Origin of the sequence: Fictibacillus solisalsi (assembly GCF_900103485.1) — a bacterium.
GTDB classification, from domain to species: domain Bacteria; phylum Bacillota; class Bacilli; order Bacillales; family Fictibacillaceae; genus Fictibacillus_C; species Fictibacillus_C solisalsi.
In genome coordinates this window covers 1,497,200-1,514,148 of record NZ_FNHW01000001.1, presented here as the reverse complement: position 1 = coordinate 1,514,148, position 16,949 = coordinate 1,497,200, and the positions used below count along the sequence as shown (strand labels likewise).

Sequence of the window (16,949 nt, the reverse complement as noted above, 5' to 3'; positions counted from 1 at the left end):
GCTAAGAGAATAAGGAGGATATGATGGAAAAACTTACTTTATCGACAGTCAAACCCATGATAGAACAAGGTGAACGAAAAGCACAGGAACTTGGTGTACCCATGGTAATTACCATTGTGGATGGCGGCGGAAATCTCATTGCCACCCACCGAATGGATGATGCGCTTCTTGTAAGTGTGGATCTTTCATTAAATAAAGCATGGACCTCTGTCGCTTTTAAACAGCCTACTGCTGCACTGGCTAATACATGTGCAAACGGCAGGGAGCTATTTGGAATAAACACCTCAAACAGTGGACGGGTCATCATTTTTGGGGGAGGAATTCCATTAGTGTCCGGGAATGAAATTATCGGCGCGGTTGGTGTTTCCGGCGGGACGGTGAGTCAGGATATTGAAGTGGCCGAAGCTGTCGCTGATGCATTGGTTATGGCTTGATAAAAAGGTGGCAAGAGACCAATCTGGAAACCGGATTGGTCTTCTTTTGCTGAACTGCTTATCTTGTAATTGTATCCGCTTTCATCCATACTAAATAAAAAAACTCTTTAAAGGTGGTGACCCAATGAATATCATGGTCGTTGATGATGAGCCCTTGGAACGGGAGGTATTGGTTGATATTGTTTCCAGGAGCACTCTGGAGTTTGGCCGGTGTTTTGAAGCAGAAAACGGACGGGCTGCTTTAGACCAGATGAGGAATGAGCAAGCAGATATCGTCATTATGGATTTAAAAATGCCGGTGATGGATGGGATCCATGCTGCTGCAGAAATGAAGGATCAGTATCCACAGGTGAAAATCATTATACTGACCGCATATAACGATTTTGATTACGCCGTTAAAACGATAAAAATTGGTGTCGAGGATTTCCTGTTAAAGCCCGTAAGTCCAAAAGAAATTCTTGCTTCACTATCCAAAATAACCGAACAGACGGGCTTTTATGCTGTAACCATAGCTTCTAAAGAAAACCCGAGTGATGCCATTCATTCGGTGACAGAGTATATTCAGATGAACCTGGACGAAAAACTTTCCTTAAAACAGCTTGCCGACCATGTATTTCTCCATCCCCAATATTTAAGCCGGCTGTTTAAACAAGAAATCGGTAAAACGGTCACTGAATATATTACGCAAAAACGGATTGAAAAATCGAGAGAGCTGTTAATCCACTCCCATTCTTCCATAACAGAGATCAGCCAACAATGCGGCTTTACTGACATCAATTATTTTTCCAGGGTGTTCAGCAAGCACGAGGGAGTACCACCAAGGAAATACCGAACCTATCATGAAAGCTTGCGCAAGGAAAAACGAAATCGGCTTCCTTTTGATAAAATCATGTGAAAAAGAGACTGAATATTTAAATAACAAGGAGTGACAGAAGTGAAAAAGCTGCTTGATTTGGTGGATGTCAGTATATTGCAGGAAATCCAAAACAAGTTTGCGGATGCGACCAGTGTCGCAGTTTTGATTTGTGACGAGACAGGTGTTCCCATAACAGAAGCAAGTAACTTCACAAGCTTTTGTAGATATGTCCGTTCTTCTCCCGAAGGATTCCGCCGCTGCATGCTCTCAGACGAATATGTTGGAAGAATGGCTGCCCAGCGCCAGCGCCCTGTTCTTCATCGCTGTCATTCCGGATTGGTAGATTTTGCGGCGCCTATCGTGCTGCGGGGACGGTACATTGGTGCCATTCTTTGCGGCCAGGTCTTAATGACCGACACAGAATTGAACACCATTTCTGATATGAGAATGGACAAGAATCAATTGGAGCTGAATACGGAGGAGCTATGGACGCATTACAATCAGCTGCTTTTCAAGAAAAAAAGCGAAATTGAAGCGATTGCCGAATTACTCTTTGTTACTGCCAATCATATTGTTAAAATATGTGATGCCTATTTGACTAAAAAGGAGCTGTCCCGTAAAAGCGATAAATTGTTCAAGGAGCTACAGCGCAGAACTCAGCTGGAACGCGATCTGAAAGAAACAGAACTTAAATTTCTTCAATCACAGATCAACCCCCATTTTCTATTCAATACGCTCAATACGATCTCCCGCATCGCTTATATGGAGCAAGCCGAGCAAACCCAGGAAGTTACCTACCTGTTGGCTAAAATCCTTCGTTACAGCCTGAAAAATACCGAACAATACGTCACCTTTGAAGAAGAAATCGAGCATGTCAGAAACTATCTATTAATCCAGCAAACACGTTACCGCCATAAAATCGATTTTCAGCTGGAAGTGGAGAAACCCCTGCTAGCCATGCAAGTCCCAATCTTCACCATCCAGCCTATTATTGAAAACGCCATTGTGCATGGTTTTGAGCCATCAGGCGAACCGATACATATTTCACTGCATGCCTATCAAACCCGCAATAAAGTAATCATAGAAATTTTGGATGATGGTATTGGCATTGAGGATCAGACCCGGTCACTTCCTTCCAAAAAACTGAAGCAGACGACAGGAATCGGCTTGGCAAATGTGGACAAGCGATTAAAGCACGGTTTTGGCATGGAATGGGGCATAGCGGATATTAGAAAACGAGAACATGGAGGAACAAAAGTAAATATAGAACTTCCGGTGTCTGGGTAGATATTTGTAGAAATTTGGCACAGGCTTTTGATTTACAAAACGACATAATTACTAAATACTAGAATAGTAGTAAAATTTAACCAAAAGGGAGAGAGTTCATGTATCGAAAAAGTATGGTTTCCTTACTTGCTGCAGGACTGGCCTTGTCTATGGGTACATCGGCAGTCTACGCCAAAACATCTCCAAACACCGTGGCAGTTTCCAGCGAAGCGAAGAAAGACTCGGGATTGCCCATCAGTGCGGACCGAATGTACAACACAATTGCCTATTTATCTGAACAGCCTCGTGAAGCGGGCACACAGGGAGAATGGAGAGCGGTGCAATATATCAGCAAACAATTCAAAGCTCTCGGTTACGAAACAAAAATTCAGCCTTACACGTTCAGTGCATTTGAAGTTGATTCAGTTTCTGCTTCCATCAACGGCAGTGATCTGGGTGAGGCTCCTCACGGGTTTACCGGAACAGTCAATGGGAATGTAACCGCCCAGCTGGTTTACGTTGGTAAGGCGAATCCTTCAGAAATTGGTGATGTAAAAGGAAAAATCGCCTTGGTAGAACGCGGGGATCTCACGTTTGTGGACAAGGTGAAAAACGTGATGGATCGGGGAGCAATTGGCGTCATTATGTTCAACAATACTGGTTCTTCGAATGAATTTGGACAGGTAGCCAGCGGCCAGAACATTCCGGCGGTCGGCATAACACGTGCAAAAGGGCTGGAACTCGTGGAGCGCTTAAAATCTGAAACCCTCACTGCAAATGTCAAAGTGACTGGTGCAGGAATAAAGGAAAAAACCTCTTATAATGTTATTTCCTCCAAAAAAGCGATGAAGAGCATGGATACCGGCAAGACCATATTAATTGGTGCACACCATGACTCCGTTCATGGCGGACCGGGAGCAAATGATGATGCATCTGGTGTTTCCGGTGTGCTGGAACTGGCCAAACTGTATTCTCAAATTCCTACTGATACGGAAATCCGGTTTGTCACCTTTGGCGGTGAGGAAAAAGGTCTTTTGGGGTCCTATCACTATGCGGAAAGTCTTACACCAAGTGATGCCAGCCGGATCGTTGCCCATTTCCAGATGGATATGATCGGAGGAAGGGATGCCGGGGCTGACCATCCGCTTGGTGGCTTGATTATGTATACAATTGACGGAAACAAAAACCTTGTGACTGATCTTGGCGCAACGGCAAGCTCACATTTGTATGAAACCATTCCTTATGGCAAACTGGGAAGAAGCGATCATCAACCGTTCCATGAACTCGGTATACCAGCAGCTTTGTTCATACATAGCCCCGTGGAGCCATGGTACCACACCCCTGAAGATACCCTGGACAAGATCGATAAGGAAAAGCTGAAGCAAACAGCGGAAATTGTCGCAACATCAACGTTCCAGATTGCCCGTCCAGGACCAAACTATAACCAGAATCCGGTTGATTATCCCTTTGAGAACCGTCCGGTGGATTAAGGAATAATGGAAGGACAGCTTATAACAGCTGTCTTTTTCTTTTGATATTAGAAATAATACCTTTATAAACAAATAAGGTATATTAAATACGGTGTGAGGGATAAGGGGGCATAAAATGATGGATCGACCTGAAAGGAATGAGTACGTTCCCTTTAGCATGCGCATCAAAGCCTTTTTATGGGATTATGTTTTCATTTTGGCATATCTCTTGGTGGTGTTTGGTTTTTCTTTTTTTGCTCAGCCCTTGCTTTTGCCCTTATTCAGAGAAAGCCCTTTTTCTGCCGAAATGACTGGATTTTTTCTAATTACACTTCCTGTGTCTCTTTATTTTGCGATAAATGAAGGAGTCTATCTTCATGCGACATGGGGAAAGAGGAAAATGGGAATCCTCGTCAGGGACAAGAGAGGTCTGCCAGTTGGACTTGGACGATCGCTTTTTCGAACCGCTTTAAAATTTGCGCCATGGGAACTTGCCCATTTTACGATTTGGCACATGATTTTGCCTTCCACGTACTCCGAAGAGTTCATTTCCTTTTTGCTAATAACGGATTATGGCCTTATATCCATTTACTTGATCAGCCCTTTCTATAATAAAAAGAAACGAACCCTTTATGACTGCCTGGCAGGCACTGCAGTGGGGTACAAGGAGTAAAAATAACTCATTTTATCCCATTTGACTCTTTCATTCCATCCTTGGGAAAAGTAATAAAAGAACACTTTATGTTACACTTAAATCAGACAAAGAATGAAAGAGGATTGATATGCGAACGATTAGAAAACGAAAAAACAAAGCACTATGGCTAACTTTACGGGGCTTGGCAATCATTATTGGAGGATTTATTGCGGCATATGGACTGGAAACTGTTCTGATTCCCAACAGCGTATCAGATGGGGGAGTAACGGGGCTTAGTATCGTCGGTTCAGAGTTATTTGATCTGCCTCTGGGGGTCCTGATTGCGATTATCAATATTCCTTTTATCTGGTTAGGGTATCAACAAATTGGAAGAAGCTTCGCGATTTTTTCCGTAATTGGCATTGCTTCGCTTGCACTTGGGACAAGCCTTATGCATCATATGCCGGCAATTATTGAAGGAGACACCTTGCTGATAACGGTTGTCGGGGGAATCATTCTTGGGCTTGGAATGGGTCTGGCTTTGCGTAATGGCGGTGCCTTGGATGGAATCGATATGCTTGCCGTATTACTTTCAAGAAAATTACCATTTGGTACTAGTGATTTTATCCTGTTCCTAAATTTATTTGTGTTTATTTTTGTTTCCTTCGTATTTGGTCTTCAGGGGGCCATCCTGTCAGCTATTGCATATTTCATTGCATCGAAAGTGATACATATTGTTGAAGAAGGATTAAGCGGCTCAAAAATGTTTAAAATTATTACCACTGAACCTGAATTAATGGTAGAAACCATTCGAGACCGGTTGGGCCGGAGTGCTACGTATAATGAAGTATATGGTGGTTACACAAAGGAAAAATTTAAAGAAATTACGTGCGTGATCAACCGCCTGGAGGAAAGCAAAATTAAAGAAATCATCAACGAAATAGATGAAGGTGCTTTTGTAACGGTTTATGACGTAGCGGAAGTCAAAGGCGGGAATTTCAGAAAGAATAATATTCATTAGAGACTTGGGAAAAGGCCCTGCAGACAAGATTCATGTCTGCAGGTTTTTTCAATTTATTGTGCTGAAAACACATTTATTTTGAAATATGAATATCTCATATTCTTAAGAATTATTTTTTGAAAAGTCTAAACATTTGATTTTTTCCTGTTGCTTGGTTACATTTCTCCTTAGAATGTGTTTTTTATCCAGGGAAAGCTCACAAATAAGGAGGGTTTTACCATGTTAAAACGTAAAATTGGCCGTTTGGGCTATGAAGGTTCAGTAGTCATGTTTGGAGCAGCAAGCTTGGGAAATGTAACGCAGGAAGAAGCGGATCAGTCAATATCATATGCGCTGGATCATGGAATAAATCACTTTGATACTGCTGCAGATTATGGAGATGCAGAGGTGAGATTGGGGCCTATCATCAGCCAAGTTCGCAACGATATCTTTTTAGCAACGAAAACAGGACAACGCACGAAAGAAAAAGCGAAGGAAGAAATCTATCGCTCGTTGGAACGGATGCGGGTGGATTCAGTGGATTTACTTCAGCTGCATGCCGTTGGAACGATCGAGGAGCTGGATAAATGCACAGCAAAAGGAGGCGCGTTGGAAGCAGCCGTTGAAGCAAAAGAAGAAGGGATCGTAAAAGCGATTGGTGTAACCGGGCATGGACATCAAGCGCCGGTAACCCATTTGGAAGCCATAAAGCGCTTTTCATTCGATACCGTTTTGCTTCCGCTTAATTATTATATGTATTCGCTGCCTGAATACCGGGCAGCGTTTGATGAACTAATGGCCGAAGCAAACAGCCAAAACGTGGCAGTACGAGTGATTAAAGCCATTGCAAAGGCACCTTGGGAAGAAGGACAAGAGCGGAAGTATGCTACATGGTATGAGCCTTTCGATCAGCAAGAGCTCATTGATGCCTGTGTTCACTTTGTTCTTTCCTTCCCGGGTATCGCTGGTTTTGCCAGTGCAGGAGATATTCACCTGTTCCCTAAAATTGTAAATGCTGTTGAGCGCTATGGTTCGATGAATAACGAAGATACGGAACGGATCTTAAGCTCAATCAGTGGGTACACCACAATCTTTGGTTCACCGACTTCTATTGCATAGTGCCGGTTTTGCAAACACTAATAAACTCATAAAACAATCAGAGACAGAACGAGACAAAATGAGACAACCGTCTCATTTTGTCTCGTTTTTTTCTTCCTAATATAACAAAATCCTTTTTCTAAAGGGTTTTTCAAGTTGGCATGGATCTTGCTACATCATTAAGTGAAGTTTTTTAAAAAAAGGAAGACAGGGAGGCTGACGTATGGAAGCGACGCAAAGTCAGAACGTAGAATCTTTAACAAGTGACAGGGCGCAGTGGATGTACCGAAAGATGCTCGAGATCAGAAAGTTTGAGGATAAGGTACATGAGTTGTTCTCGCTTGGCAAGCTGCCGGGATTCGTGCATCTCTATGCCGGTGAAGAAGCGGTTGCTGTTGGTGTTTGCTCGCATCTTACAGACTATGACAGCATTACGAGCACACACCGCGGACATGGCCATTGCATTGCCAAGGAATGCGGACTGAATGGCATGATGGCTGAGATATATGGAAAAGTGACAGGGCTTTGTAAAGGAAAAGGCGGATCCATGCATATCGCTGATTTTGATAAGGGTATGCTTGGGGCGAATGGAATCGTTGGAGGCGGTTTTCCTTTAGCCTGTGGGGCTGCACTGACTGCCAAGTATAAAAAGACGAATAATGTAAGCGTTTGCTTTTTCGGTGATGGTGCCAACAACCAGGGAACTTTCCATGAAGGTATAAATCTGGCCGCTATTTGGAAGCTGCCGGTTGTGTTTGTGGCCGAGAACAATGGCTATGGAGAAGCCACGCCATTCTCATATGCATCAAGCTGCAAAACGATCGCTGACCGGGCGCACGGCTACAATATTCCTGGAATTACGGTGGATGGGAAAGATATCCTGGCGGTATATAAGGCGGCTGAAGAAGCGGTCGAACGAGCAAGAAGAGGAGAAGGGCCAACATTAATCGAGTGTGTCACGTACCGTAATTACGGACATTTTGAAGGAGATGCACAGAAATATAAGGTGGAAGAAGATAAAAAGGAACATAAGGAAACGAAGGATGCCATTATCAATTTCAGAAAATATTTGTTGGAAAAAGAGATGTTTGCTGAAAATGAACTGGCCGAAATTGAAAACGCTGTTGATCTGGCGATCGAAGAAGCGGTCAAATTCAGTGAAGACAGCGAGTACCCAGAACCATCCGATTTATTGAACGATGTATACGTAAGCTATTAATCGAAAAAGGAGGAAAGGACAATGGGAAGAACAATCAGTATGGCTGAGGCCATCAATGAAGCAATGAAGCTTGCGATGAGAAAAGATGAAAATGTACTGCTGCTTGGTGAAGATGTGGCAGGAGGTGCTCAGGTCGACCATCTTCAGGATGATGAAGCCTGGGGCGGAGTGCTTGGAGTAACCAAGGGCCTTGTTCAGGAATTTGGACGGGAACGCGTGCTGGATACTCCGATTACCGAAGCGGGATATGTCGGAGCTGCAATGGCAGCGGCATCCACGGGACTTCGGCCGATAGCTGAGCTGATGTTTAATGATTTTATCGGGTCCTGCCTCGATCAGGTTCTCAACCAGGGGGCAAAGTTCCGCTACATGTTTGGCGGTAAAGCAAGGGTTCCGATTACCATCCGGACCACACATGGGGCCGGCTTTCGAGCAGCGGCTCAGCATTCCCAAAGTCTGTATGCACTTTTTACAGCCATTCCTGGCATTAAAGTGGTGGTTCCGTCCACTCCTTATGACGCCAAGGGATTGCTGCTAAAGGCGATTGAGGACGATGATCCTGTCATCTTTTTTGAAGACAAGACCCTTTATAACATGACAGGCGAAGTGCCGGAAGATTATTACACCATTTCATTTGGTGAGGCAGATATCAAACGTGAGGGAAGCGACATTACCATAGTTGCAATCGGGAAAATGGTCCAGGTTGCCCTGAACGCTGCCAATCAGCTTGCGGAAAAAGGCATCCAGGCTGAAATTCTTGATCCAAGAAGCCTTTCCCCATTGGATGAAGATACGATTCTGGCTTCAGTGGCCAAAACAAACCGCGTGATCGTCATTGACGAAGCCAATCCAAGGTGCAGCATAGCGACAGATATCGCGGCGCTCGTTGCCGATAAAGGATTTGATTTACTGGATGCCCCGATCAAGCGCATTACCGCTCCGCATACACCGGTTCCATTTTCTCCGCCACTGGAAGACATTTACCTTCCAACTCCGGAAAAGGTCGTTCAGGTGGTATCCGAGCTCTTAGGAGTAAACGCGCTCAGCGTGTAACAGCATAAAGGAAGGGAGAGAAACGAACATGGCCATTAATGTTGTCATGCCAAAACTCGGAATGGCGATGAAAGAAGGAACAGTCTCTGTCTGGAACAAGAAAGTAGGAGATCCGGTACAAAAAGGAGAGCTGATTGCCAGCATCAATTCTGAAAAAATTGAAATGGAGATTGAGTCTCCCGGAGAGGGAATTCTTTTGGAAATTGCCGTAGAGGAAGGGAAGGGAGTACCTCCCGGAACGCCGATCGCCTACATTGGGCAGCCAGATGAAAAGGTCGTTCCGGGTGATGCCCAAAACGAGGCAGCCGCTAGTATTGCTGCAGAGCCCGAGGCAGAAGCATCGGTATCACCTCAGGTAAAGGAAATTCCTTCACCTGTAAGAACCCCTGGTGATAAAGTGAAAATCTCACCGGTTGCCAGAAAAATGGCTGCTGAAGCCAATCTGGACATCCTGACGCTTGCCGGAACGGGACCGGGAGGAAGGATTACCAAAGAAGATGTTCAAAAGGCGCTGGAAAGCGGTTCACAAGAGTCCCGGCCGGTGTTTCCCGCAGGGAGAGAGAATGAAACGAAGACCAAGGCTGATCAGTCATTCAAGCCGTTAACCGGAATGCGCAAGGTGATTGCTGAACGGATGCACAGCAGTTTGCAAAACAGCGCCCAGCTGACGATTTACATGAAAGCGGACATTACAGATCTGAAAATGCTGCAGGCTCAAAGTGCAGAGTCTGTTAAACGCAGGTTTGGAGAGAAACTCACCTTAACAGATTTTATTGCCCGTGCCGCAATTTTAGCGCTGCAGGCTCACCCGTTGATGAATAGTGCCTTGATTGATCATTCGATCCATGAAAAAACCCATGTTCATTTGGGGATGGCAGTCGCACTGGAAAAAGGGCTTGTTGTACCAGTCATTCATGATGCTGAAAAACTTTCTTTGTCTCAATTGTCCACTTCGATCCGGGAATTGGCGAAAAAGGCAAGAGAGAATCAGCTTGGCAGTGAAGAAATGACAGGTTCAACCTTTACCATCACAAACCTTGGAGCGTACGGTGTTGAGCATTTTACTCCGATCCTGAATCCTCCGGAAGCGGGAATACTTGGTGTAGGGGCTGCGGAATACCAGCCCGTATACCGGGGAGAAAGTTTGGAGCGCCGCAGCATCCTGCCGCTCAGTCTCACCTTTGATCACCGGCTCGTGGATGGAGCACCAGCTGCCGTTTTTTTAAAGGTGATTAAAGATTATCTGGAAGAGCCGTTTTCAATGCTGGTATAGAAAGAAGGTGAAGAAATGGAAACAATCGCCGTGATCGGGGGAGGACCTGCCGGCTATGTAGCTGCTATTACTGCTGCAAAGCAGGGAAAAGAAGTAATCTTAATTGATCAATCCGCTTTGGGAGGCACCTGTTTAAATAAAGGCTGTATGCCGACAAAAGCTCTTCTTGAAAGCGCGGAGGTACTTGAAAAGGTTCAGCATGCAGGGGAATTCGGCATTTCACTCTCCTCTGTTAAGCCGGTTATCGACTGGGAAACCGTCCAACAGCGGAAAAACTTAATAAGAGACCAGTTGGTTGCAGGCATACAGTATTTGATGAAAAAGAACCGGATAACCGTCATTCAGGGGGAAGCCCGGTTTCAAACGGAGAACACCCTGCAGGTTCGAAAAAGTGACGGTTCAAAAAGAGTGATAGATTTTCACTCTTGCGTTATCGCCACGGGTTCAAAGCCTGCAGAGATTCCTTTTGCCCCTTTTGACAGGGAATGGGTCATTGACAGCGGGAAAGCGATGGAACTCGATTCCATTCCTGCAACTCTTCTGATCGTAGGGGGAGGTGTAATAGGCTGTGAGTTTGCAAGTATTTACAGCCGGTTTGGAACAAAAGTCACCATTATAGAGATGGCGGATCAGCTCCTACCGGGAGAAGACGGGGATATGGCGGCTGTTCTTCAGGACCGGCTGGCCAGGGACGGTGTAGACATACATACATCTGCTTCTTTAAAATCGCTGGATGCTGACAGAAAAACGGCGGTTTATGAAGAGGCTGGCCTGGCGATTGAGTTAACAGCGGAAAAGGTACTGGTCTCGGTAGGAAGAACCCCTCTTGTATTCGAGCTGGGCCTTGATGAAATTGGAGTAGCTGCTGATGGGGGCGGAATACATGTAAACGAATTTATGCAAACGAACGTGCCGCATATTTATGCGGCGGGTGATGTGACAGGAGGAACATTGCTGGCCCATGTTGCCTTTCACGAAGGAACGGTTGCCGCCTTAAACGCCTGTGGAAGGCATAAACGAACAGATTACCGAGCTGTTCCGCGGTGCATCTATACATCTCCGGAAATCGCCAGTGTCGGCTTGACGGAAAAACAGGCAAGAGAACAGTACGCAGAGGTGAAAGTGGGAGAATTCTCTTTTGGAGCCAACGGCAAAGCGATGATTCTCAACGAACCTTCAGGGAAAGTCAAAGTGCTCATTGAGACTCAGTACAATGAAGTTCTTGGTCTTTCCATTGTTGGTCCGCGGGCGACAGAATTGATTGGCCAGGGGACACTCATGATTCACGGCGAATTAACCGTAGATGTTCTGGAGGATTTTATTGCTGCACATCCGACGCTGTCTGAAGCTATTTCAGAAGCGATCGCTACTACAATGGGCCAGGCTGTCCATGCTTGATTAAAAGGAAGGAAGGATGCAAATGGAAGAAACAAGAACTGCCATTGTCACAGGTGCCGGCCAGGGAATCGGGCGGGCCATCGCATTGAGACTGGCGAGCGATGGATTTAATGTGGTCATTAATGATGTGAATCAAGAGAGGGCGGACAGTGTTTCTCAGGAAATACAGCAATTGGGCAAAAAAAGTCTTGCGGTTAAAGCGGATGTAAGTAACCGGGAAGAGGTATTTGGCCTTGTTTCCCGAACACATGAAGCGTTCGGCAGCGTAGATGTTATGGTGTCAAATGCCGGAATCGCCCAGGTAAAGCCACTCCTTGAGGTATCCACCGAGGAATTGGAGCGAATTTTTAATGTGAACGTCTTTGGTGTATTATATGGCATTCAGGCTGCTGCTGAACAGATGAAAAAACAGGGAAGCGGAAAAATTATCAGTGCCTGCAGCATTGCCGGCTATAAAGGCTTTAGCCTGCTTGGCGTGTATTCCGCCACTAAATTTGCGGTAAGGGGGCTGACGCAAGCAGCTGCACAGGAACTGGCACCGTTTGGAATTACAGTGAATGCCTACTGTCCTGGCATTGTTGGGACCCAGATGTGGGAACACATCGATGAAAAAATGGCAGAGTATATGGATTTAAATAGAGGAGAAGCCTTCAAGCAGTTTTCGGAAGGAATTGCCCTTGGCCGTCCGGAAGAACCGGAGGATGTGGCGCAATTTGTTTCATATCTTGCTTCTAGTGATTCCAATTATATGACCGGCCAATCGATCATGATTGATGGCGGAGTCGTATTTTCTTAAAAACGATGATGAACAGACCCAAAAGGCACGAAACCCCGTGCCTTATTTTTGTGTGGATTGTAAGCGCTTTTAAACTCCGGTATAATAATAGAAAAACAGACAGAATATTCTAAATAAGCACAAGCTTTATTCCCGTACTCTTATGCCAACAGAGGAGGTTAAAATGCTTGCGTCTACCTGTTATTTGAGCACATGGAAGCGATTTGTTCAGGAAGGAGTGCTTGATCCTGCGCGTTTAAATAAGCGCATTCAAGAATCGTGGCACCGCTGCAAGGATGTGGAGGTGGATCCTTATCTTACCAAGGGGCGCCATATTTTATCAGAGAAGGAGCTGCTTCTTCGAAAAAACCAGAGTTCCAGTTTTTTGGAAGCTGCGGAGCCGCACATGAAACGGATGAAAGAGGCGTTTCAGGAGCTGGGCATGATGGCGCTTTTAATTGATTCAGAAGGCTATGTTCTTTCGCTGAATGGCAACCGGAAAATCATAGCCGAAGCATCCAAGATCAACTTTATTGAAGGTGTTAAGTGGACGGAAGATGAAGTAGGCACCAATGCCATTGGGACAGCTCTTCAAACAAAAGAGGCCGTACTTGTCAGCGGAACAGAACACTACTCCATTGCATCCCATCAATGGAGCTGTTCGGCAGTGCCTGTACATGATCCGGAGGGTAGTATCCTCGGTGTATTGGATGTCTCCTGTCCTGTCCAAACGGCTCACCCTTATATGCTCGGTGTTGTTGCATCGGTGTCCCAGGCGATTGAACAGGAACTGAGAATCCAGTCCAGTTACAGGGAGATGGAACTCATCCGCCAGTGCATGGATCTTTTAGAAATGAATCCCCATCTCGTTGTCTGCAGCCCAAACGGTAAAATTTTAGCCATGGGACAAGCGCTCCGCAGAAGATCCGCAAATTTGGCAGGACTAAACATTGCGGAAACTGTCCACTATGGCCTGGTAAATGAAAAGCAAATGGCCATACATAATGAAGAAAAAAGGATCCTTGGTTATTGTGTGAGCCTTGTTCCCGAACAGTACTCCTCCGCCTGGCAGGGGGCGAAAACTGCAGCGGATCTTACTTTTGTTTTTCCTGGTGAAACGGGGAGGAGTACGTCTTTTCAGCAAACGATTGAAGAGATCAGACGGGTCGCGCTGAGCTCGCTGAGTGTCTATATATCAGGTGAAACCGGAACAGGAAAAGAGCTGGTTGCACGGGCGATTCATGATAATAGCCCACGAAAAAATGGCCCTTTTATTGGGGTGAACTGTGGAGCTCTTTCAGCTGAACTGCTTGAGAGCGAGCTGTTCGGTTATGAACCGGGAGCATTTACCGGCGCCAAAAAGCAAGGTACGGTAGGGAAATTTCGGCAGGCAGATGGCGGAACCATTTTTCTGGATGAAATAGGGGAGATCCCTCCAGCTATGCAGGTCGCCCTTCTAAGAGTGCTGCAGGAGAAAAAAGTTACGCCTGTTGGCGGAACAAAGGAAATTCCGGCTGACTTCAGGGTGATTTGTGCCACTCATCAGGATTTGGGGCAGCTCGTTCAAAAAGGATTGTTCCGGAAAGATTTGTTTTACCGGCTCCACGTATATCCGCTGGCTGTTCCGGCACTTCGTGATAGAAAGGAAGATATCCCCGATCTCATACGGTATTATTGTGAAAAACAGGGATTGGTTCTAAACCTGACAGATCATATGATGGATACTCTGATGGCGTATGATTGGCCAGGAAACATCAGAGAGCTGTTTAATGTGATGGAGCGTTTACAGGTCTTGCCTGAAATTGAGATGAATACTGGCCAATTGAAACGATTGCTTCGGCCATTGGATCCTCAGGATAACACCTGTATACCTTCCAATGAAAGTACTGCCCTTACATTCCGCGATCAAGTCGAACGGAACGTTATCATGGACGCATTGAAGAAGACAAAAGGAAACGTAACACTCGCTGCCAAACTTTGTGAAATCCCGAGAAGCACCTTCTACAAAAAAATTCATAAATATGGACTATAAGGGTTTTAGACAACCTGTATATGAATAAAATTCAGGGGAAAAGGGGTGTTAAAGGGGGACATCATATGGCATTTGGTTCTAAAGGGAGCACGTGGACCGGGTGGATTATGAGCGGGCTGGTCATTCTTTTCATGCTTTTTGACAGCATTTCCAAACTGTTTAGGGCAAAAGCAGCAGTGGATGGCAGTACTGAATTGGGCTTTGCCGAGCATCACGTCGTAACCATTGGACTTCTTGGTCTTATTTCGGTTCTGCTTTATCTTTATCCGAAAACAGCTGTATTGGGTGCCATCCTGCTGACCGGGTATTTTGGAGGGGCTGTTGTCACGCATTTCCGGCTCGACAATCCATTGTTTTCGTTCACACTATTCCCTGTATATGTTGGAATACTAAGCTGGGGAGGATTATGGCTAAGAAACGAAGAAGTTCGATGTGTATTCCCGCTGTACAAAAAAAGAGGTAAATAGACATACATGAATAAGGGCCCAATAACGGGCTCTTTTTTCATAAAAGAATGATAGAGTGCTAATAATGAAAGGAGCGTTTAACAGTGATTGCCCTATATAAATGTAACGAAATGCTGGAGTCGTCGCTTATTCGGCTTTTTCATCTGCAAGGGATAAGTCCTTCTTGCTTTCATTCCAAGAAAGCTGTGATTGATCAATCAATGAATCCTTTTGTTGTAATCGCACCATTACCTTTTGTCGACGAAATTCAGTCCTTGAATGTGCCAATTATTCCTCTTTCATTGCAAAGGCAGGATTTTCTTGAAGCAGAAATGAGAACTCAAGCTCATAAAGAACCCACCGTTCTTTTCGTGTCTCCAAAAGAAAAGGAATGGCTGGAAATGGAATCACAATTCATAGATGAGCCCTTCTTTCCTGTTTTCAGCAGTGAACACGAAATGAATAATGCAGTAAAATTACAGGCTTCCCTTTTTATTCCCGCCTGGCATAAGCAAGCAACGTTCCCACACTGGAAGAAAGAGAATGTGGTTTTTGTAAATCCTGCAACCGGCACATTGATGGCTGCAGTCCGACAAGCATTGCAATTAATGGAAGTAACAAAGGAATTTGTAAAAGAAAAGCTGCAGGTACAAGCCATTGTGCATTCTGCACACGATGGGGTAATTGCTGTCGACAGGAATGGAAAAATAACCTTAACCAACGACCACGCAAAAAAATATCTAAGGCTGGAGGCAGATGTTATTGGAAGGAATATCACCGATTTTATCCCTCATTCCGATATGTTGAGAGTGCTTCAGGCAGGAAAAAAGGAAATAGGAGATATCGCCACCATTCATGATAAACAGTACCTTATTAACCGGTATCCTGTTTTGCTGGACAATACAGTCGTTGGCGCGGTTTCAAATTTTAAGGAAATCACCGATCTTCAACGAATGGAAATGAAGCTAAGGAGAAGACTGCACGAGAATGGTCTTGAAGCGAAATACACACTGCATGACATCATTGGAGAAACAAAAACAATTCAGAATGCCAAAGAGCAAGCCGAAATTTTTGGCAAAACCGATGCAACCGTACTGATCACTGGAGAATCTGGAACAGGAAAGGAATTATTCGCACAAGGAATCCACCTGCAGAGCAGACGGGCAATAGGTCCTTTTGTTGCGGTGAATTGTGCGGCTTTTCCGGAGCACCTTTTGGAGAGTGAACTGTTTGGGTATGAAGAGGGAAGTTTTACAGGTGCGAGAAAAGGAGGAAAGCCAGGGCTGTTTGAATTGACGCATGGCGGGACACTGTTCTTGGATGAAGTGGGAGAGATGCCGTTGCAGATTCAAGCTCATCTTCTCCGCGTCCTTCAGGAAAAAACGATAAGGAGAGTTGGAGGACAGCGCGCCATTCCTGTTAACGTAAGAATTATTGCAGCGACCAACACTGAAATGGAAGAGGCTCTTCGCAGCAAAAAGTTTCGTACGGATCTCTTTTATCGTTTAAATGTACTCTCTCTTGACCTTCCTCCTCTTCGAGATCGGAAGGACGACATTCCTCTTCTTGTAAATCACTTTATGGAACAGTTTAATGAACAGCATAGCCGGAAAATTATTGACGTTGATCCGGGCTTTCTGCCGCTTTTGAAGCAGTATGACTGGCCAGGAAACATTCGTGAGCTGAGAAATGTGATTGAACGATTAATCCTCCTTGACCAAGGGACATCATTGAATGCACAAAAGGCAGAGGTCTTTTATCCAAAGCTGACCTCTAACAAAAAAGGCAGAGAAGAAAAGAGAGAGAATCTGAAAGAAAATGAACGACAGTTGATCCAAGATGCACTTCGCAAATATGAAAATAAGACCGAAGCAGCAAAATTGTTGGGAATAGGCCGTTCCACCTTATGGCGAAAAATGAAACAACATGATCTAACTTGATTCATTTTGATACAAGTGTGCCAATTTAAAACATAATAAGTAGCTGCTCTATTGGA

15 protein-coding genes are annotated in these 16,949 nt (G+C 45.0%); all 15 read left to right on the top strand.

Annotation, left to right across the window (positions count from 1 at the left end):
- The first annotated feature begins 23 nt into the window (after positions 1 to 23).
- The 15 genes from BLT53_RS07730 (at position 24) to BLT53_RS07660 (ending at position 16,893) form a co-directional block, all read left to right on the top strand.
- Positions 24 to 434, top strand: coding sequence for a GlcG/HbpS family heme-binding protein (locus BLT53_RS07730; protein WP_090233917.1), 411 nt, complete (start codon positions 24 to 26; stop codon positions 432 to 434).
- Between the two features lie 124 nt (positions 435 to 558).
- Positions 559 to 1,329 (top strand): response regulator transcription factor, encoded by a 771-nt coding sequence (locus BLT53_RS07725; RefSeq protein ID WP_090233915.1) that lies wholly within the window; start codon positions 559 to 561, stop codon positions 1,327 to 1,329.
- A 39-nt stretch (positions 1,330 to 1,368) separates the two neighbouring features.
- On the top strand, positions 1,369 to 2,577 hold the full coding sequence (locus BLT53_RS07720; RefSeq protein WP_170834271.1) for a sensor histidine kinase: 1,209 nt from the start codon (positions 1,369 to 1,371) through the stop codon (positions 2,575 to 2,577).
- 98 nt (positions 2,578 to 2,675) lie between these two features.
- Complete coding sequence (locus tag BLT53_RS07715) at positions 2,676 to 4,046, top strand: M28 family peptidase (RefSeq protein ID WP_090233912.1); 1,371 nt, start codon at positions 2,676 to 2,678, stop codon at positions 4,044 to 4,046.
- Positions 4,047 to 4,164: 118 nt separating this feature from the next.
- Positions 4,165 to 4,698, top strand: a complete 534-nt coding sequence (locus BLT53_RS07710; RefSeq protein WP_244520377.1) for an RDD family protein — start codon at positions 4,165 to 4,167, stop codon at positions 4,696 to 4,698.
- Between the two features lie 109 nt (positions 4,699 to 4,807).
- Positions 4,808 to 5,680, top strand: coding sequence for a YitT family protein (locus BLT53_RS07705; protein ID WP_090233909.1), 873 nt, complete (start codon positions 4,808 to 4,810; stop codon positions 5,678 to 5,680).
- Positions 5,681 to 5,899: 219 nt separating this feature from the next.
- The gene (locus BLT53_RS07700; RefSeq protein WP_090233907.1) at positions 5,900 to 6,778 is read left to right on the top strand and encodes an aldo/keto reductase; all 879 of its coding nucleotides are present in this window, start codon (positions 5,900 to 5,902) and stop codon (positions 6,776 to 6,778) included.
- Between the two features lie 202 nt (positions 6,779 to 6,980).
- Positions 6,981 to 7,976, top strand: a complete 996-nt coding sequence (locus BLT53_RS07695; protein WP_090233906.1) for a thiamine pyrophosphate-dependent dehydrogenase E1 component subunit alpha — start codon at positions 6,981 to 6,983, stop codon at positions 7,974 to 7,976.
- Positions 7,977 to 7,997: 21 nt separating this feature from the next.
- The gene (locus BLT53_RS07690; RefSeq protein ID WP_090233904.1) at positions 7,998 to 9,029 is read left to right on the top strand and encodes an alpha-ketoacid dehydrogenase subunit beta; all 1,032 of its coding nucleotides are present in this window, start codon (positions 7,998 to 8,000) and stop codon (positions 9,027 to 9,029) included.
- A gap of 28 nt (positions 9,030 to 9,057) precedes the next feature.
- Positions 9,058 to 10,302: a dihydrolipoamide acetyltransferase family protein gene (locus tag BLT53_RS07685; RefSeq protein WP_090233903.1), complete on the top strand. Its 1,245-nt coding sequence runs from the start codon at positions 9,058 to 9,060 to the stop codon at positions 10,300 to 10,302.
- A 15-nt stretch (positions 10,303 to 10,317) separates the two neighbouring features.
- Positions 10,318 to 11,700 carry a dihydrolipoyl dehydrogenase gene (gene lpdA / locus BLT53_RS07680; RefSeq protein WP_090233901.1) on the top strand — a complete coding sequence of 461 codons (1,383 nt, stop codon included), beginning with the start codon at positions 10,318 to 10,320 and terminating at the stop codon, positions 11,698 to 11,700.
- 22 nt (positions 11,701 to 11,722) lie between these two features.
- On the top strand, positions 11,723 to 12,496 hold the full coding sequence (locus tag BLT53_RS07675; protein ID WP_090233900.1) for an acetoin reductase: 774 nt from the start codon (positions 11,723 to 11,725) through the stop codon (positions 12,494 to 12,496).
- A 163-nt stretch (positions 12,497 to 12,659) separates the two neighbouring features.
- Positions 12,660 to 14,507 carry a sigma-54-dependent Fis family transcriptional regulator gene (locus BLT53_RS07670; RefSeq protein WP_090233898.1) on the top strand — a complete coding sequence of 616 codons (1,848 nt, stop codon included), beginning with the start codon at positions 12,660 to 12,662 and terminating at the stop codon, positions 14,505 to 14,507.
- A 65-nt stretch (positions 14,508 to 14,572) separates the two neighbouring features.
- The gene (locus BLT53_RS07665) at positions 14,573 to 14,974 is read left to right on the top strand and encodes a DoxX family protein (RefSeq protein ID WP_090233897.1); all 402 of its coding nucleotides are present in this window, start codon (positions 14,573 to 14,575) and stop codon (positions 14,972 to 14,974) included.
- 83 nt (positions 14,975 to 15,057) lie between these two features.
- Positions 15,058 to 16,893 carry a sigma-54 interaction domain-containing protein gene (locus tag BLT53_RS07660; RefSeq protein ID WP_244520376.1) on the top strand — a complete coding sequence of 612 codons (1,836 nt, stop codon included), beginning with the start codon at positions 15,058 to 15,060 and terminating at the stop codon, positions 16,891 to 16,893.
- The last annotated feature ends 56 nt before the right edge of the window (positions 16,894 to 16,949 follow it).